This window comes from Rhizobium hidalgonense (assembly GCF_005862185.2).
GTDB classification, from domain to species: Bacteria; Pseudomonadota; Alphaproteobacteria; order Rhizobiales; family Rhizobiaceae; genus Rhizobium; species Rhizobium hidalgonense.
In genome coordinates this window covers 2,106,669-2,123,325 of sequence record NZ_CP054027.1, presented here as the reverse complement: position 1 = coordinate 2,123,325, position 16,657 = coordinate 2,106,669, and the positions used below count along the sequence as shown (strand labels likewise).

Below are 16,657 nucleotides of genomic sequence, written 5' to 3'. Positions count from 1 at the left end.
AAGGTCCGTTTTAGTTTTTCTAAACGTTCACTTGGGTACTGACGCCAAAGCTTGCTGACGGGAAATCGCGACGAGCCAGTCGCGGAATTCGCGCCCGCGCGGCTTTTGCAGTGCCGAGCGGTCCCAGGCGAGAAAGTAGCTTTCGCGCAGCGGAATACGCATGTCGACGGGAATGACGAGCGTCTGCGCCTCGAGCTCATCGGCAATCATCGACATCTGTGCGAGGACGACGCCGCGCTTGTTGACGGCAGCATCGATCGCGCTGCTCGACAGAGTAAAGGAGAGGCCCGGCGTTGACGCCTCGGACGAGAGACCGGCCATAGCGGCAAACTCCGCCCAGCTTGGGTAAGGCGTGAAGTGCCTTTCCCACTCGACATGCAGAAGCGGTTGCTCGAAAAGATCCCGGGCCGCGTGCGCGCGATCCTGCATCAGCGACGGCGAGCAGACAGGCACGACCCAATCGCGAAACAGTTCCGTATAATGGTCGTGCTGCAGGACGTCCGATCCGTAGCTCACGCGGAAATCGACATCGTCGAAGCCGATCCGGGGCTCCTTGTCCCGTCCGATAATTCTCACTTGAACATCGGGGTGAAGGGCCTGCCAGTCGAAGATGCGCCTGCCGATCCATTTGTTGACGACGGAAGAAAGCGCGCTAAGGACCAGCGCCGTCTCGTTGCGTGCCTTTTCCAACAACTGCTGGGCCAGCGCAAATTGCTCAAATCCCTTCGAGATCTCCTGATGATAAAGCCGGCCCCAGGCGGTCAGCTCGACGGTTCGCCCGCTCCGCTCCAGAAGCGAAACTCCAAGAAAACTTTCGATCTTGTGGATTTGCTGGCTGATTGCCCCCGGCGAGACCTTGAGCTCCAGTGCCGCGGCCGTCACGCCGCCGCAACGCCCCACTGCTTCGAAGGCTTGCAGGCCCTTGAGCGGGATCGTCTTGAAGCGCTCATCGATCACTTGCGCAGCCTCCCGTGATTGGCGCCCATTCAATTCGATGTCGGATGAAACGTCCCTGCGAACTGGAACCGGTCGCCTGGATGCGTAATCTCGACATATGTCACCGTCCGGCCGTTCTGCCAGGTCTGGCGGATTAGGCAAAGGCAGGCCTTACCCCTTTCGGTCTGCAAGATGCGCGCCGTCGCCGTATCGGCCGAGACGGCGCGGATGACGTGTTTGGCCTTGGACCAGGGAACTTCTGCAAGCAGCCATTTGCCGGGCGGGATCGAGGCGAAGCTCTCCTCGCGCGCCCGTGGGACAGCGTCGAGCATGATGATCCGCCGTTCGATGGCATTAGGTCTGCCATCCACGATATGCAGGCACTGAAGCCTCAGTATCTCTGCATCGGGAGCTTCCGACAGCTGTTGTGCCTCCGTCTCTCCAAGGCGTTCGATCTTACGGGTGAGAAGCTCGAAGCGGTGCTCGTGCCCGGCCAATTCCGCTTCGGTGCTGATATCCTGAATATCCATCACCGTGCGGTCGATCTGGGGCGATGCGACGAACGAACCGGTCTTGCGCCTTCTAACGATCATGCCGCGCTCGACCAACGCCGACAGTGCCTTGCTGACGGTCATGCGCGAGCATTGATATTCCGCGACCAGTTCATGCTCGACGGGAATACGGTCGCCGGGCCGCCAATCGCCGCTGATGATTTTCGCCTCGATATCCATGAAAATACGCTGATAAATCGACACCAAGTCCACACCTCGTTCGGCGTCACGATCAAAGTGCCGGAGCGGTCGCGTCACACCGGCGAGATCGCCGCCACCCGGCACAAATTTTGCGTTCCTCGACTTTGACATTGACACTCTAGGCCAGCCTATATCTATTTGTATAGTCAAAAGCGGAGCATAAAAATCCGCGCATTGAAATCAAAAATCGGGAACCAAACTCCTCCGCCGGGGGAATAAAACTGGAGAGATGCTCATGAAAACAAATTCACTGCTGAAGGGTCTGGTCGGCGCTGCGTTCCTGTTCGGAGCAGCCGTTTCCGCCCATGCGGCCGACACGCTGGCGTCTGTCAAGGCAGCCGGCACCCTCAAGGTTGGCACCGAAACGGCGTTCGCACCGTTTGACTATATCGATGCGGGTGAACATACAGGCTTGAACGTCGACCTTTTTGCCGAGATCGGCGAGGAACTTGGCGTCAAGATCGAGTGGGTGGCTCTTCCCTGGGACGGCGTCTTCCCCGCGCTCGAGGCCGGCAAATTCGATGTCGTCGCAGGTCCTGCAACGATCACCAAGAAGCGCATGGAGCGCTATCGGTTCACGCCGCCGATCGCAGAAGCGACGATTGCCATCCTCAAGAAGGCCGGCGACACGACGATCAGCAAGCCGGAAGACATTGCCGGCAAGACAATTGGTGTCGGCAAGGCAACTGCCCAGCTCGACCAGTTGAAGGAATTCTCCGACACACTGCCGACCAAGGTCGATGTGCGCGAATATCCTGCCTTCACTGAGACCTACGCCGATCTCGCAGCCGGCCGTATTGCCGGCGTCGCCAATTCGCTCCCGAACATCGCCTTTGTCGCCAGCCAGCGAAAGGGCACTTTCGAAGTCGTCCTGCCGCCTTTCGGAAAGAAGTCCTATTTCGGCTTTATCGGTCTCAAGGACGCCGATCATGCCCCGCTGATGGACGCGATCGATGCCGCGATGCTCAAGATAAAGGCAGACGGGCGTATGGCGGAGCTGCAAAAGAAGTGGTTCGGTGCGTCTTTCGACACGCCGGACGCTGTCAAGGACCCGGCATTCTGACCACTGCCGGTGAAATGCACGCGCCCCTCCATCGGTCGGGGCGCAATCTGCCGTGGGAACAGACGTCACGGCCGCAGCACGCAGGCAAGCACCACCCATGTCCACCAAACTTTTCGAACTTCTTCTGCAAGCTTCGATCTACACCGTGACGATTAGCATGGTTTCGATTCTGATCGGCTTTGCTATCGCGATCATTGTTTCCGCCATGCTCCTTTCGCGGCAACGGCTTTTCGTGTTGCCGGGGCAGATTTTCATCAGCTTCTTTCGCGGCGTGCCGCTGCTGGTGCAGTTGTTGCTGATCTATAACCTTCTGCCGGTGATCGGCATCAACGTGCCGAGTATCGTGGCGGCCATCGTTGGCCTTTCACTGTGCACTGCTGCCTATCAGGCTGAAAATCTACGTGGCGGGTTTGCGAGCGTTCCCTCGGGCCTCGTCGAGTCCGCCGAGATGGTCGGCCTCACTCCCATCCAGATCTTCCGCCGGATCAAGGCGCCGATCGCTCTGCGTTTGACCTTTCCGGCGCTCGTCAACGAAGCGATCCTTATTCTGAAGGCTTCCTCGCTGGTCTCCGTTGTCGGGATCGTCGAGCTGACGCGCATGGCCCAGGACCTTGCCGGCAGCACCTTTCTGCCGCTTGAAATCTTCGCTTCCGCCGGTCTGATCTACCTCGCCATCAATTGGATCGTAGCGCTTGCCGGCGGTCTGATCGAACGCTCCCTGCCGGGAGTACCGCGATGACGTTCGATATCAATGTGATTTTCAGCCATTTGCCGGAGATCGCCAGCGGTGCCTGCGTGACAATCGTCATCTGGATCGTCGCCGCTCTTGCCGCTGCCGTTCTGGGTTTCCTTGTCGCTGTCGCGCGGCGTTTTGGCGGGGTGATCCTGGACAGGGTGTTCGGCATTGTCATCGCAGTGCTGCGCGGCACGCCCTTCCTCATTCAGATATTCCTCGTCTACTACGGCGGCCCCTTCGTCGGATTGTCGCTCGATCCGATCCCAGCAGGCGTCGTCGGCCTGTCCATCTACGGCGCGGCCTATTTCAGCGAGATATTCCGCTCGGGCTTTGCCGCCGTCCCGAAGGGGCATATCGAAGCGGGTCTATGCGTTGGCCTGACACACACGCAGATCGTCAGGCGCATATTGCTGCCTGAGATGACCATGCTGGTGCTGCCGCCATCGCTCAACATGACGATCATCCTCATGAAGGAGACGGCCGTGTTGTCGATCATCACCGTGCCGGAACTGACGGCAACACTGAGCGCCATCGGATCGCAGCAATATGCTTTCGTCGAAGCGCTTTTTGTCCTCGCCCTCTTCTACTGGGGGCTGGTCGAAATCACCGGTTGGCTTGGCCGTCTCGCCGAAACGAAACTCACAAGATTCAGGTTTTTCCACATATGAGCGTACCCGCGATCGCAGTCAAAAATCTGGTCAAGACGTTTGGCGATTCCACCGTGCTGAACGGCATCGATCTTGATATTGCCCAGGGACAGGTTTCCTGCGTAATCGGTCCGTCGGGATCCGGCAAGAGCACGCTGCTGCGCTGCATGGCGTTTCTGGAAGAATCGACGAAGGGTACCATTGCCATCAATGGCGAGGTGCTCGGCTTTGCGGAAAATGCGAAGGGCGTAAGGGAGCGATTGCCGGCCGCCGCCAATCGCCGGATTCGCGCCCAGATCGGCATGGTTTTTCAGCAGTTCAATCTCTGGCCGCACATGACCGCGCTCGGCAACGTCAGCGAAGCGCTGAAGACGGTTCACAAGATCAACCGCAAGGACGCGGAGGAGCGGGCAATGGCCCAGCTCGCCAAGGTGGGTCTCGGGGGTCGGGCAAACCACTATCCGTCACAGCTTTCGGGAGGACAGCAGCAGCGTGTTGCCATCGCGCGGGCCCTGGCTCTCAACCCGAAGATCATGCTCTTTGACGAACCAACCTCATCACTCGATCCGGAACTGACCGGCGAAGTGCTCAACGTCATGCGCGATCTCGCTGCCGAAGGCATGACCATGGTCGTCGTTTCCCACGAGATCGGGTTTGCCGCAACCGTCGGCCAGCAGATCATCTTTCTCGATCACGGCAAGGTGCTGTTCACCGGTCCGCCGCAAGAGGTTTTCAAGCGACCTAGAAACCCCCGCCTCGAGCAGTTTCTTGATACCTATATCGACCGCGGAGCCTCGATGTTGCTGTGAAGCTCGTCCTACTTTATCCGTCTAAGCGTTTGGGTTCTGTACGTTATGCCCGTGATATCCCCTATATGGCTGCGCGTATGGCTGCGCGCCGTACCATTGCGAAGCAATCTGACGGCATGGTTGCGCACTCATAGGTTTTTGCTAACGCAACGCCTTCAGCATTCCCTAAATCCTAGCGGGTAAAAGACGATTATCCAGTTCTGGGGAAACAGCTGATGAGCATATCGGGTATTGCGGGCACTGCTCTTTCGGGCATGCGGGCACAGACGACGCGGATCAGCGCGATCGCCAGCAACGTCGCAAACAGCAGCGCGCCTGGTCATACCAGGCTGAACACCAACCTCACCTCCGCTGCATCAGGCGGCGTCGAGGCCATCGTCAGCCCGACGGCGTCGGATGTCGATCTGGCCACCGAACTCACTGACCTGATCGAAGCCGAGCAAAGCTACAAGGCGAACGCCGTGGTCTTCGAGACCGGCGCCGACATGTGGGAAATGCTGATGAGCATCAAGCGCGACTGAGCACGCCGATACCTGTAGACGATTGGCTGGCGCTGAATTTCCGTCAGTCTGAGTAAATTTCAGGAATGCACCGGCTCGCTCTGGCGCTGAGTGGCAAGGGCCGCGAGATCGGCGGGTTTCAATTCGACGGATTCGCCGCAACCGCAGGCCGATGTCTGGTTCGGGTTGGTGAAGGTGAAGCCGGAGCGCAGCGTCGTCTGCTCGAAGCCCATTTCGGTGCCGAGAAGATAGAGCACGGCTGATGGCTCGACCCAAACCCTGGCGCCGTCGCGCTCGATCAGATCGTCCTTGGCATTGGGTTCGGTCACCAAGTCGATGGTATATTCCATCCCGGCGCAGCCGCCCTTCTTGATGCCGACGCGAACACCCTTGGCCTCCGGCCCGGAATTTTCGACGATCGCCTTGACGCGGGCCGCAGCCCCGTCCGTCATGCTCATAATTGCAAAGCCCATCGGCTTCATCTCCTTCCGCAACCGGGGTCAAGATCCGGCGCTTCGTGAATCAAATGTAGTCGCCCGAGGTAAACGGATCAATACCGCGCGCGGTACTGCGTACTAGCGCAGTTCAGTACCAGCCGACGGCGACCTGCGCCTCCTCGGACATGCGGTCCGGCGTCCACGGCGGATCGAAGGTCATTGCGACCTCGACGCCCGACACGCCTTCGACGGCGCCAACAGCATTTTCGACCCAGCCCGGCATCTCGCCGGCAACCGGGCAGCCGGGCGCGGTCAAGGTCATCATGATCTTCACCATCCGGTCATCCTCGATGTCGATCTTGTAAATCAACCCGAGTTCAAAGATGTCGGCCGGAATTTCCGGATCGTAGACGGTCTTCAGCGCGCTGATGACGTCGTCGCTGAGCCGCGCCAGTTCATCTGCCGGAATGCTGGAATGCACGATGCCTTCGCGCACGTCGATCTTCTGTTCGCTTTCGTCCAGGCTCATCACGGACACTCCTCAAGCAAAGAACTTGCGCGCATATTCAAGCGCATCGGCCAGGGCATCGACCTCGGCGCGGGTATTGTACATGCCGAAGGATGCACGGCATGTGGAGGTGACGCCGAAACGTTTCAAGAGCGGCATGGCACAATGCGTGCCGGCCCGCACCGCAATACCCTGCCGGTCGATCACCATCGAGACGTCATGGGCATGGATGCCGGCAAGCTCGAAGGAAAAGATGCTGCCCTTGTCGGGCGCCGTTCCGAACACTCGCAGCGAATTGACCGATTTCAGCCGCTCGACCGCGTAAGCGGCAAGGTCGGCCTCATGGCGGGCGATCGCCTCACGGCCGACCTTCTCCATGTAGTCGAGCGCGTAACCGAGCCCGATCGCCTGCACGATCGGTGGGGTGCCGGCCTCGAAGCGATGTGGCGGATCATTATAAGTGACGGCGTCTTCGGCGACTTCGAAGATCATCTCGCCACCGCCCTGGAAGGGGCGCATTTGGGAAAGCCGGTCTTTCTTGCCGTAGAGCACCCCGATGCCCGATGGACCGTAGAGCTTGTGGCCGGTCATGACATACCAGTCGCAATCGATGTCCTGCACGTCGACCGGCAGATGCACGGCGCCCTGGCTGCCGTCGATCAGCACCGGAATGCCGCGCTCATGCGCGATCCGGCAGACTTCCTTGACGGGAACGATCGTGCCGAGTGCATTCGACATGTGGGTGATGGCGACGAGCTTGGTGCGCTCGGTCAGGCTCTTCTCGAAATCCTCTATGTGGAAGGCGCCTTCGTCGTCGACAGGCACCCAGACGAGCTTGGCGCCCTGCCGCTCGCGGATAAAGTGCCAGGGCACGATGTTGGAGTGGTGTTCCATGATCGTCAGGACGATCTCGTCGCCTTCGCCGATTTTGGGCATGCCCCAGCCATAGGCGACGGTGTTGATCGCTTCCGTCGAATTCTTGGTGAAGACGATATCGTTGACATCCGGCGCATTGAGGAAGCGGCGGACCTTCTCGCGCGATCCCTCATAGGCATCCGTTGCGGCATTGGAGAGATAATGCAGGCCGCGATGCACGTTGGCATATTCGTGGCTGTAGGCGTGCGAGATGGCGTCGATCACCACCTGCGGCTTCTGCGCCGAGGCGCCGTTGTCGAGATAGACCAGCGGCTTGCCGTGGACCTTCTCCGCCAGGATTGGAAAATCCCGGCGGATGGCTTCGACGTCGTACTCAGTGGCCGGCACGATCTTGTCCATTGATATATCCGATCAGGCGTGCTTTTCGAGCCAGGCCGAAATCACGCCTTCCAGCGCCTCGACCAGGGCCTCGTCTTCCAGTTCCTCGACGATCTCGGCGACGAAGGCGTTGACCAGCATCGCCCGCGCCTTGTTCTCCGGAATGCCGCGCGCCATCATGTAATAGAGATGATTGGCGTCGATATCGGTGACCGTCGCGCCGTGGCCGCACTGGACGTCATCGGCGAAGATCTCAAGCTCGGGCTTGACCGAAAATTCGGCATCATCGGACATCAGCAGCGTGTTGCAGGCCATCTTGGCATCGGTCTTCTGCGCATCGGGCGCAACCCGGATCATGCCCTGAAAGACGCCCTTGGCGCGGTCGAAGACGACGTTGCGGATCACTTCGGTCGAGCCGGTATGCGGCACGTCGTGGCCGAGCACCATCGTGACGTCTGTATGGCTTTCTGCCCCGAGCAGGTTGATGCCGCGCAGCGTCAGATCGGCGCCCTCGCCCGTCACTTTGATGTGCAGTTCCTGGCGCACCAGCTTGCCGCCGGCGTTGATGACGAACAGCCGGAGCTTGGCGTTGGCGCCGAGATCGATGCGGATCTGGCCGAGATGCGTATCGTCGGCCCCCTGTTGCTGCAGGATGATCCAGGTCAGCTCGGCACCTTCGCCGACCGCGATGTCACTGACGTGGGATACAAGCGCGGCATCGCCGGTCACCGCAAGGTGACGTTCGATGACGGTCGCTTTAACGCCAGCGCCGAAGGTTACAGGAAGGCGCGTATGGGCCTGCCCGCCGGCATGGACGAACTGGATCTCGAGCGGAGCGTCAAGCTCGGTATCGGCAGGTACGTCGACGACATAACCGTCGCGCACGAAGCTGCCGTTGATGCGGCCGACCGCGTCGTCGCTGCCGAGCGCATCGAGCCCGTCTGCGGCGGAGCCGTCGAGCAGATGCTCGCTATAGGCGGAAACGCCAAGACCGTCGGCGGCAGCCTTCTGGTTGGCATGGCCCTGGATCACCGCCAGCACGGCGGAGCCGTCAACGAGCGGCTCAAGCGCGTTGGAACCGGCGTCACCGACCTGCGGCGGCAAGGTGCGCAGCAGGTTTTTCAGGTCGGTGTAATGCCAGGCTTCGATGCGGCGCGTCGGCAGGCCGGCCTTCTTCAGATCGTCGAGAAGCCGGTCGCGCAGCGCCGTCACCGCGCCATTGCCCGGCAGATCGCCGATCTGATGGTTGAAGGCCTCAATCAGCGCCGTTTCGGCCGCAGTCAGGCGGCTCGTCGTCTGCATGTTCATGGACGTCGTCCCTTCCACCCGAAATCAGGCCGCCGCGCCGATGATGTCGGCATAACCATTGGCTTCCAGCTCATGCGCCAATGTCTTGTCGCCCGATTTGATCACCTGGCCCTTGTAGAGCACGTGGACGGTATCCGGCACGATATAGTCGAGCAGGCGCTGGTAGTGGGTGATGACGACAACGGCGCGGTCCGGCGAACGCAGCGCGTTGACACCATCGGCAACGATCTTCAGCGCGTCGATATCGAGGCCGGAATCGGTTTCGTCGAGCACGCAGAGCTTCGGCTCGAGCAGTGCCATCTGCAGGATTTCGGCCCGCTTTTTCTCGCCGCCGGAGAAACCGACATTGAGCGGCCGCTTCAGCATCTCGGTGTTGATCTGCAGCTTGGCCGCAGCTTCCTTGACGCGGCGCATGAAATCCGGCGTCGTCAGCTCGTCCTCGCCGCGCGCCTTGCGCTGCTCGTTCATCGCCACCTTCAGGAACTGCATAGTGGCGACACCCGGAATCTCGACCGGATACTGAAAGGCGAGAAAGACGCCCTTGGCGGCGCGTTCGGCCGGATCGAGCTCGAGAATGCTCTCGCCATTGTAAAGAATGTCGCCCTCGGTGACTTCGTAATCGCTGCGGCCGGACAGCACATAGGAGAGCGTCGACTTGCCGGAGCCGTTCGGCCCCATGATCGCGGCAACTTCGCCGGCCTTTACCGTCAGGTTCAGGCCACGGATGATCTCGGTGCCGTCTTCGGCAATGCGGGCATGAAGGTTTCTGATTTCAAGCATCTTGTTTTTTTCCTATTCATAAAGCGGCTTCAAGGGCCGCCCAATTGACCGTCGCACCGGTCTCGATCCGTCATCCTCGGGCCTGTCCCGAGGATCTAAGCCTTCAATTATATTGCTCTAGTGCTCCGATGCGGCTGTCCGCTTACGTGCGCGGATCCTGGGGACAAGCCCGAGGATGAAGGAACCAGTGTTTAGCCCACGGAGCCTTCCAGCGAAATGCTGATCAGCTTCTGCGCCTCGACGGCGAATTCCATCGGCAGTTCCTGCAGGACTTCCTTGACGAAGCCGTTGACGATCAGTGCGATCGCCGCTTCTGTGGGGATGCCACGCTGCAGGCAGTAGAACAGCTGGTCCTCGGAGATCTTCGAAGTCGTCGCTTCGTGCTCGAACTGCGCCGTCGAGTTCTTCGCCTCGATATAGGGCACGGTATGGGCGCCGCATTTGTCGCCGATCAGCAGCGAATCGCACTGGGTGAAGTTGCGCGCATTCGACGCCTTGCGGTGGGCCGAGACCTGGCCGCGATAGGTGTTGTTGGACACACCGGCGGCGATGCCCTTAGAGACGATGCGGCTCGAGGTGTTCTTGCCGAGATGGATCATCTTGGTGCCGCTGTCGATCTGCTGATGGCCGTTGGACACGGCGATCGAGTAGAACTCGCCGCGGCTGTCGTCGCCGCGCAGGATGCAGGACGGATATTTCCAGGTGATGGCCGAACCGGTTTCGACCTGCGTCCAGGAGATCTTCGAACGGTCGCCGCGGCAATCGCCACGCTTGGTGACGAAGTTGTAGATGCCGCCCTTGCCTTCCTTGTCGCCCGGATACCAGTTCTGGACGGTGGAATATTTGATCTCGGCATCATCGAGCGCAACGAGTTCGACCACGGCGGCGTGCAGCTGGTTTTCGTCGCGCTGCGGCGCCGTGCAGCCTTCGAGATAGGAGACGTAGGCACCCTCTTCGGCGATGATCAGCGTGCGCTCGAACTGGCCGGTACCCTTCTCGTTGATGCGGAAATAGGTAGAAAGCTCCATCGGGCAGCGGACGCCCTTCGGCACGAAGACGAAGGAGCCGTCGGTGAAAACAGCCGAATTCAGCGTCGCGTAATAATTGTCCGAGGTCGGCACGACAGAACCGAGATATTTCCGGACGAGATCGGGATATTCGCGGATGGCTTCCGAGATCGACATGAAGATGACGCCGGCCTTCTTCAGCTCCGCCTTGAAGGTGGTGACGACCGAGACGCTGTCGAAGACGGCGTCGACGGCAATCTTCGGCTTCTCGACGCCAGCAAGAATCTCCTGTTCGCGCAGCGGAATGCCGAGCTTCTCATAGACCTTGAGCAGCTCCGGATCGACCTCATCCAGCGACTTCGGCCCGGGTGTGCTCTTCGGCGCGGCGTAATAATAGATGTCGTTGAAATCGATCTTCGGATAATCGACGCGGGCCCAGGTCGGCTCTTCCAGCGTCAGCCAGCGCCGATAGGCTTCCAGGCGCCATTCCAGCATCCACTCCGGCTCCTGCTTCTTGGCGGAGATGAAGCGGATGATGTCCTCGGACAGGCCTTTCGGCGCCTTGTCCATTTCGATGACGGTCTCGAAACCGTATTTGTACTGGTCGACATCGATCAGGCGCACCTGGTCGATCGTTTCCTGCACGGCAGCCATTTCATTCTCCAATCTCGCCGGATACAAGGTCCGGCAGCTTGTAGCGCTTGGGCAATTCTCTTGCCCTTGATGCCAGGCAATTCCTTGCCCTAGATGTAAGAGGCCAAAAGGGACTTTTCAGCCCGGTTGGCAAGCAGAAATTTGCGTTTCCGCAAGTTTATGACGCGGTCAGGCCGCCTCGCCCGCCGGTCTGCGCCGGCAGGCGATCTTCGCAAAAGCAGCAATCGCCCTGTCGATATCCTCGTCCGTCGTCGAAAAGCCGAGCGAGATGCGTAAGCCCCCCAGTTTGGCGTCACGTCCCATCGCCGTCAGCACATGGCTTTCGCCGAGCCGTCCGGACGAGCAGGCAGAGCCGGCCGAAAGCGCCACGCCTTCAAGATCGAAGGCGATCTGTCCGGTTTCCGCCTTCAGCCCCGGCAGGGTGAAGAAAATCGTATTGGTGACGCGCTCGCCGCCCGCGCCGTGGATCACCACATCGGCTGCTGCCCGACGCATGCCGGTTTCCAGCCGCTCGCGCAGCGCGCCGATTGCCGCATTGCGAGCCTCGAGTTCGTCGGCCGCAGCCTCCGCCGCCGCGCCGAAGCCGATCAGCGCCAGGGAATTCTGTGTCCCCGACCGGTGACCGCGCTCCTGCCCGCCGCCCTGGATCAACGGCCGTGGCATCAGCGCCTCGCCGCGCGCAATCAGCGCGCCGGCGCCCTTCGGCCCACCGATCTTGTGTGAGGAAACGATCATGAAATCGGCGCCGATCTTGCCGATGTCGAGCCCGATGCGCCCCGCTGCCTGCACGGCATCTACGATGAAAAGCCCGCCATGGGCGTGAACGATCCTTGCTGCTGCCTCCACCGGCTGAACGATGCCCGTCTCATTATTGACGAGCATGATGGCAACCATCGGCAGGCCGGCGCCCTTGTCATGGGCATCGAGCATCGTAGCGAGTGCATCCAGATCGACGATGCCGGCTTCGGTCACCGGGATCTCCGTCATCTTCTCCTTGGTGAAGCGGCCGCCTTCGCGCACTGCGGGATGTTCGATCGCCGAAAAATAAAGCTGCCCGAGCCCCAGCGGCGTGCGGCCCATGCGGAAATCCGGTGTCAGCACCAGATTGGCGGCCTCGGTCGCGCCGCTGGTAAAGATCACATTGCCAGCGTCGGTGCCGACCAGAGCCGCCACTTTGCGACGCGCACATTCGATTGCAGCGCGGGCGGCGCGGCCTTCGCCGTGAACGGAATTTGGATTGCCGAAAATGTCGATGGCGCGCATGATCGCCTCGCGTGCTGCAGGGTGCAGCGGCGCTGTGGCATTCCAGTCGAGATAAAGGCGTTGCGGCGCCATGATCTTCAGTCCTGCGCTTGACGAGCTTGCTTCAGCACCCGCGGTTCATTTTTCTTGAAATTTCCGCCGGGCTTGCCTTATGACACATTCACGATGCGTGGATCGCCATGCAAGTTTCGAATTGTTCTAAACTGCGTTTTAGAAAAGCTGACAACACTAGTCAAGTCATGTTGTCGTCCAACGTAGCGCGAACGCGAAATAAAACCCGGAGTACCAATGCCCGAAGTAATTTTCAACGGCCCAGCCGGCCGTCTTGAAGGCCGCTACCAGCCCTCCAAGGAAAAAAGCGCGCCCATCGCCCTGATCCTGCATCCGCATCCGCAGTTCGGCGGCACGATGAACAATCAGATCGTCTACCAGCTCTTCTACATGTTCCAGAAGCGCGGGTTCACGACGCTGCGCTTCAATTTCCGGGGCATCGGCCGCAGCCAGGGCGAATTCGACCACGGCGCCGGCGAACTGTCGGATGCCGCCTCCGCGCTCGACTGGGTGCAGAGCCTGCATCCCGATTCGAAGACCTGTTGGGTCGCCGGCTATTCCTTCGGCTCCTGGATCGGCATGCAGTTGTTGATGCGCCGGCCGGAGATAGAAGGGTTCATGTCGATCGCGCCGCAGCCGAATACTTACGATTTCTCCTTCCTGGCGCCCTGCCCCTCCTCTGGCCTGATCATCAACGGCGAGGCCGACAAGGTGGCGCCGGAAAAAGACGTAAATGGCCTCGTGGAGAAGCTGAAGACCCAGAAGGGCATCCTCATTACCCATCGCACCGTTTCCAACGCCAACCACTTCTTCAACGGCCAGGTGGAAACGCTGATGGGCGAATGCGAGGATTATCTCGACCGCCGCCTGAACGGCGAGCTGGTGCCGGAGCCGGCCGCCAAGCGGATTCGCTAACCTCATCTCACTCAAATTTATCCTATGCGGCACGGTCCAGGCCGCATGGGTCGATTGTGCCGGAACAGATCACCTACCGTGTTGCAATATATATTGCGGTGCGGTAGGGTCCTCGCGATCCTAACTAAAGCGAGGTCCGCAATGACCAAGTCGTTCGGGGAAGTCCTGGATAAGTATAGGGGTATCGGTCCGGGGTTCGACTTTCTTCGAATTGGACTCGCCTTTTCTATCGTACTGACCCATTCCTTTTTGCTGACAAGGAATGATGCCTTCATCAGAGGCTCGGTATTCTGGTTTACCGAATACGCTCTCGTTCCGATGTTTTTCGCCTTGAGCGGATTTCTGATCGCCGGCAGCGCCCAGCGCCTGAGCCTGCGGAATTTTCTGATCAATCGTGGCTTGCGCATCGTCCCCGCACTGGCCGTCGATATCGTCGTTTGTTCGCTGATCATCGGGCCGATCGTCACTATCGTCTATCACGCCGACTATTTTACCGATCCGCGGTTTTTCAAATATTTCCTGAATATCGTCGGCTGGATCCATTACGAGCTGCCTGGTGTTTTCCAGGACAATCCGAGCCAGCGTGTCAACGGCGCGCTCTGGACGGTTCCCTGGGAGATATTCTGCTACATCATCATGTCGTTGCTGATGGTCACCGCCATCGTGAAGACGCGCTATAAGCTGCTTGGCGTGACGATCGCCTATATCTTCATCGGCCTCGTCATTCAAAAGATGCCCTATCTGTTGCCTGGTTCAATCAAGCCGATCGCGCGCTTCCTGTTCATGAGCCGGGGCTCCCAGCTGATAACGGCGTTCATGATGGGCATCGTCGCCTTTCAGTTCAAAGCTCTCATTCCGCATTCCCGCTGGATCTTTGCCGCCGCCTGCCTGGTTTGCGTCATCGCCATTCTGACCCTGGACAGCCGCGCGGTCGAGTCGGTGATCAACCGGCCGATCGTCATCACCTCGCTGGTTTATATCACCGTCTTTATCGGCCTGTCGGAGGTGCCCATTCCCGCCTTTTTCAGGAAAGGCGATTATTCCTACGGCGTCTATCTCTACCATGACCCGTTCCTGCAGATCTGGATCAGCTCATTCCCGACGGTCTTTCTCTATCCGAAATATGGGGCCTTGGCGCTCTACCTCGTCGGCCTGCCCTCGGCTCTCGCCGTCGCAGTGCTGTCCTGGCACTTCATCGAAAAGCCGATCCTCGGCCTTCGCAAGAAGTTCTCCTTCATCGCCCAGGTCAGAGGCGTCGAGGATGGCAATCAGGCTGGGCGCGGATCCGGTATCCGGCCAGTCGCCGTAAAAAGTTAGGGCCTTGCCGGCCGCCCGTCGGCGGTGAGTTCGAAAGCCAGCCCTGGCATTCCATCGATCCGGATCGGCCCGCGTTCGCGCATGCCGATCTTAGCGAGGACTCGCTGCGAGGCGGTGTTTTCGGGATGGGTAAAGGCGATGAAGCCCGATGCAAACTGCCGTTCGAAGAACCAGTCTGCCAGCGCGCTCGCAGCCTCAGTCGCAAGGCCCTTGCCCCACGCCTCCTCGCGGAAGGAATAGCCGAGTTCGAATTCTTCACTCCTGAACCGCGAAATACCGGCGCGGCCGATGAAGCTGCCATCTTCACCGATGAGCTTGTATTTGGTCGTGCCGTCGCGTGCCTGCTCCTCGAACCAGCCCCGCAGCCGCTCCTCGGCCTTCTCAAGGCTCCACGGCGCATTGCCGGAGAGATACCGGGTCGTCGCCATCGTCGAATGCAGCTGCTGCACCAGGGCCGCATCGCCTTCGTCCCACATGACGAAGGCCAGTCGCGGCGTCTTCAGGATGCCACGCTCGCTTGTCATGGCGTTGCCAACACCCCGCCGGTGACGGGAGCGCCGACGCCCGTCGTGCCGGGAAACGTCAATGGCAATCCGTCCAGCGAGCGAACGGCGAGATATGCCCAGGCCTCGGCCTCCATCGCATCGCCGTCAAAACCTGCCTCTTCGGCGGTCAACACATTCGATCCCAGCCCTTCGGCCATGACCGAAAACTCGGCAATGAGAGTGCCGTTCAGCCGTCCGCCGCCGCAGACGATGTAGGTCGACGGGGTCTCGGGCAGAAAACCGGTGGATTGGATAATCGAGGCGGCAGCGACATGCGCCAGCGTCCGGGCGCCGTCCTCAAGGCTTGCCTCGCCGGCCCGAAGCGGCGCGAAATCGCCGCGGTCAAGCGAGCGGCGGACATTGCCGCGGAAGAATGGGCTTGCGAGATATCGATCTGCGAGAGCGGCCACGACCTTGCCGCGTCCGGCGATCTCGCCGCCGGGATCGTAGGTTTGGCCGGTCTGCATCTCCACCCATTGGTCAATCAGCGTGTTGCCCGGCCCGCTGTCGAAGGCCGATATCCGCCCGTCCGTGCCAATGAAGGTCAGATTGGAGATGCCGCCGATGTTGACGAAGCACACAGCCTGCCCCGCCTGCTGGAGTTTTCCTGCAAGTGCGGCGTGATAGGCCGGCACCAGCGGCGCGCCCTGGCCGCCGTGAACCATATCGTTGGCGCGCATGTCATGGACCACGGATATGCCGGTTCGGCGCGCCAATTCCCCGCCGTCGCCGATCTGGATCGTCAGCCCGTCGTCGGGCCGGTGAAGCACCGTCTGGCCATGGAAGCCGAGAACATCGACGGCATTGGCAGCAAGCCCGAAACGCTCCAGGAATGCCGTAACGGCAGTTGCATGCCGTAGGGTCAAGTCGAGCTCGATGTCGCGAAGTTCGGCGGGGCGGCCGTTCCTGTCGGTCAGCGGCCGCGCCAGCTCCAACGCCCGTTTGAGCCGCCGACGGAAATCGGCCTCATAGGGTACGCCCAGGAACGGACCGCGCTCGATGAAGCCGCGGCCGTCGGTCCTGAGCAACGCGACATCGATTCCATCCATCGACGTGCCGCTCATCAGGCCGATCGCAGTCCTGATGACACCCATGAGCCTTGCCTCCCTGCGATTCCCGGATGCACTTTTATAAAAACAGTGCTAAACGCGCCGCGACAGATCAACAACAACGAA

Annotated in this window: 18 protein-coding genes; 7 read left to right on the top strand and 11 right to left on the bottom strand. The window is 60.3% G+C overall.

From position 1 onward, the window contains the following. Positions 1–27 precede the first annotated feature (27 nt). Complete coding sequence (locus FFM81_RS10105) at positions 28–957, bottom strand: LysR substrate-binding domain-containing protein (protein WP_138384247.1); 930 nt, start codon at positions 955–957, stop codon at positions 28–30. Positions 958–986: 29 nt separating this feature from the next. Further along, positions 987–1,694 (bottom strand): histidine utilization transcriptional repressor HutC, encoded by a 708-nt coding sequence (gene hutC / locus FFM81_RS10100; protein ID WP_025416246.1) that lies wholly within the window; start codon positions 1,692–1,694, stop codon positions 987–989. 229 nt (positions 1,695–1,923) lie between these two features. Here hutC and FFM81_RS10095 point away from each other — a divergent pair, with 229 nt between their 5' ends. The 5 genes from FFM81_RS10095 to FFM81_RS10075 all read left to right on the top strand — a co-directional run bounded on the left by FFM81_RS10095 (position 1,924) and on the right by FFM81_RS10075 (position 5,464). Then, on the top strand, positions 1,924–2,751 hold the full coding sequence (locus FFM81_RS10095; protein ID WP_138384246.1) for a transporter substrate-binding domain-containing protein: 828 nt from the start codon (positions 1,924–1,926) through the stop codon (positions 2,749–2,751). A gap of 97 nt (positions 2,752–2,848) precedes the next feature. After that, entirely contained in the window at positions 2,849–3,490 is a 642-nt protein-coding gene (locus FFM81_RS10090) for an amino acid ABC transporter permease (RefSeq protein ID WP_003568879.1), read from the top strand. Further along, positions 3,487–4,155: an amino acid ABC transporter permease gene (locus FFM81_RS10085; protein WP_003568880.1), complete on the top strand. Its 669-nt coding sequence runs from the start codon at positions 3,487–3,489 to the stop codon at positions 4,153–4,155. The genes FFM81_RS10090 and FFM81_RS10085 overlap by 4 nt, the downstream gene beginning before the upstream one ends. Continuing rightward, complete coding sequence (locus tag FFM81_RS10080) at positions 4,152–4,943, top strand: amino acid ABC transporter ATP-binding protein (RefSeq protein ID WP_097532663.1); 792 nt, start codon at positions 4,152–4,154, stop codon at positions 4,941–4,943. Before FFM81_RS10085 ends, FFM81_RS10080 begins: the two co-directional genes overlap by 4 nt. A 215-nt stretch (positions 4,944–5,158) precedes the next feature. Then, a complete protein-coding gene (locus FFM81_RS10075; RefSeq protein ID WP_097532664.1) occupies positions 5,159–5,464 on the top strand; it encodes a flagellar basal body rod protein FlgC in 306 nt (101 codons plus the stop codon). A 59-nt stretch (positions 5,465–5,523) separates the two neighbouring features. On the opposite strand, the gene sufA is transcribed toward FFM81_RS10075, so the two are convergent. The 7 genes from sufA to FFM81_RS10040 all read right to left on the bottom strand — a co-directional run bounded on the left by sufA (position 5,524) and on the right by FFM81_RS10040 (position 12,726). Then, the gene (gene sufA, locus FFM81_RS10070; RefSeq protein WP_138384245.1) at positions 5,524–5,916 is read right to left on the bottom strand and encodes a Fe-S cluster assembly scaffold SufA; all 393 of its coding nucleotides are present in this window, start codon (positions 5,914–5,916) and stop codon (positions 5,524–5,526) included. Between the two features lie 112 nt (positions 5,917–6,028). Further along, positions 6,029–6,409 (bottom strand): SUF system Fe-S cluster assembly protein, encoded by a 381-nt coding sequence (locus FFM81_RS10065; protein WP_003559708.1) that lies wholly within the window; start codon positions 6,407–6,409, stop codon positions 6,029–6,031. Positions 6,410–6,421: 12 nt separating this feature from the next. After that, positions 6,422–7,663 carry a cysteine desulfurase gene (locus tag FFM81_RS10060; protein ID WP_097532665.1) on the bottom strand — a complete coding sequence of 414 codons (1,242 nt, stop codon included), beginning with the start codon at positions 7,661–7,663 and terminating at the stop codon, positions 6,422–6,424. 12 nt (positions 7,664–7,675) lie between these two features. Beyond that, the gene (gene sufD, locus FFM81_RS10055; protein WP_138384244.1) at positions 7,676–8,950 is read right to left on the bottom strand and encodes a Fe-S cluster assembly protein SufD; all 1,275 of its coding nucleotides are present in this window, start codon (positions 8,948–8,950) and stop codon (positions 7,676–7,678) included. Between the two features lie 24 nt (positions 8,951–8,974). Beyond that, a complete protein-coding gene (gene sufC / locus FFM81_RS10050; RefSeq protein WP_003568890.1) occupies positions 8,975–9,730 on the bottom strand; it encodes a Fe-S cluster assembly ATPase SufC in 756 nt (251 codons plus the stop codon). Between the two features lie 191 nt (positions 9,731–9,921). After that, positions 9,922–11,391, bottom strand: coding sequence for a Fe-S cluster assembly protein SufB (gene sufB / locus FFM81_RS10045; protein ID WP_003568892.1), 1,470 nt, complete (start codon positions 11,389–11,391; stop codon positions 9,922–9,924). A gap of 168 nt (positions 11,392–11,559) precedes the next feature. Then, on the bottom strand, positions 11,560–12,726 hold the full coding sequence (locus tag FFM81_RS10040) for a cysteine desulfurase family protein (protein WP_128398548.1): 1,167 nt from the start codon (positions 12,724–12,726) through the stop codon (positions 11,560–11,562). Between the two features lie 216 nt (positions 12,727–12,942). On the opposite strand from FFM81_RS10040, the gene FFM81_RS10035 reads away from it, so the two are divergent. Together FFM81_RS10035 and FFM81_RS10030 are read left to right on the top strand one after the other, a co-directional pair. Next, positions 12,943–13,620, top strand: coding sequence for an alpha/beta hydrolase (locus FFM81_RS10035; protein WP_003568896.1), 678 nt, complete (start codon positions 12,943–12,945; stop codon positions 13,618–13,620). 141 nt (positions 13,621–13,761) lie between these two features. Then, on the top strand, positions 13,762–14,937 hold the full coding sequence (locus tag FFM81_RS10030; protein ID WP_138384243.1) for an acyltransferase family protein: 1,176 nt from the start codon (positions 13,762–13,764) through the stop codon (positions 14,935–14,937). Here the strand turns inward: FFM81_RS10030 and FFM81_RS10025 are convergent. Both FFM81_RS10025 and FFM81_RS10020 read right to left on the bottom strand, forming a co-directional pair. Then, positions 14,934–15,461, bottom strand: coding sequence for a GNAT family N-acetyltransferase (locus FFM81_RS10025; protein ID WP_025416254.1), 528 nt, complete (start codon positions 15,459–15,461; stop codon positions 14,934–14,936). The genes FFM81_RS10030 and FFM81_RS10025 overlap by 4 nt on opposite strands. Next, complete coding sequence (locus tag FFM81_RS10020; protein WP_138384242.1) at positions 15,458–16,576, bottom strand: anhydro-N-acetylmuramic acid kinase; 1,119 nt, start codon at positions 16,574–16,576, stop codon at positions 15,458–15,460. Before FFM81_RS10020 ends, FFM81_RS10025 begins: the two co-directional genes overlap by 4 nt. Positions 16,577–16,657 lie beyond the last annotated feature (81 nt).

Excerpts from the sequence above, each read along its gene's own strand:
- sufD (WP_138384244.1), bottom strand. The coding sequence starts at position 8,950 with ATGAACATGCAGACGACGAGCCGCCTGACTGCGGCCGAAACGGCGCTG.
- FFM81_RS10085 (WP_003568880.1), top strand. The coding sequence starts at position 3,487 with ATGACGTTCGATATCAATGTGATTTTCAGCCATTTGCCGGAGATCGCC.
- sufA (WP_138384245.1), bottom strand. The coding sequence starts at position 5,916 with ATGGGCTTTGCAATTATGAGCATGACGGACGGGGCTGCGGCCCGCGTC.
- FFM81_RS10035 (WP_003568896.1), top strand. The coding sequence starts at position 12,943 with ATGCCCGAAGTAATTTTCAACGGCCCAGCCGGCCGTCTTGAAGGCCGC.
- FFM81_RS10060 (WP_097532665.1), bottom strand. The coding sequence starts at position 7,663 with ATGGACAAGATCGTGCCGGCCACTGAGTACGACGTCGAAGCCATCCGC.
- sufC (WP_003568890.1), bottom strand. The coding sequence starts at position 9,730 with ATGCTTGAAATCAGAAACCTTCATGCCCGCATTGCCGAAGACGGCACC.
- FFM81_RS10080 (WP_097532663.1), top strand. The coding sequence starts at position 4,152 with ATGAGCGTACCCGCGATCGCAGTCAAAAATCTGGTCAAGACGTTTGGC.
- FFM81_RS10020 (WP_138384242.1), bottom strand. The coding sequence starts at position 16,576 with ATGGGTGTCATCAGGACTGCGATCGGCCTGATGAGCGGCACGTCGATG.
- FFM81_RS10090 (WP_003568879.1), top strand. The coding sequence starts at position 2,849 with ATGTCCACCAAACTTTTCGAACTTCTTCTGCAAGCTTCGATCTACACC.
- FFM81_RS10075 (WP_097532664.1), top strand. The coding sequence starts at position 5,159 with ATGAGCATATCGGGTATTGCGGGCACTGCTCTTTCGGGCATGCGGGCA.
- sufB (WP_003568892.1), bottom strand. The coding sequence starts at position 11,391 with ATGGCTGCCGTGCAGGAAACGATCGACCAGGTGCGCCTGATCGATGTC.
- FFM81_RS10030 (WP_138384243.1), top strand. The coding sequence starts at position 13,762 with ATGACCAAGTCGTTCGGGGAAGTCCTGGATAAGTATAGGGGTATCGGT.
- FFM81_RS10095 (WP_138384246.1), top strand. The coding sequence starts at position 1,924 with ATGAAAACAAATTCACTGCTGAAGGGTCTGGTCGGCGCTGCGTTCCTG.
- FFM81_RS10040 (WP_128398548.1), bottom strand. The coding sequence starts at position 12,726 with ATGGCGCCGCAACGCCTTTATCTCGACTGGAATGCCACAGCGCCGCTG.
- FFM81_RS10065 (WP_003559708.1), bottom strand. The coding sequence starts at position 6,409 with ATGAGCCTGGACGAAAGCGAACAGAAGATCGACGTGCGCGAAGGCATC.
- FFM81_RS10025 (WP_025416254.1), bottom strand. The coding sequence starts at position 15,461 with ATGACAAGCGAGCGTGGCATCCTGAAGACGCCGCGACTGGCCTTCGTC.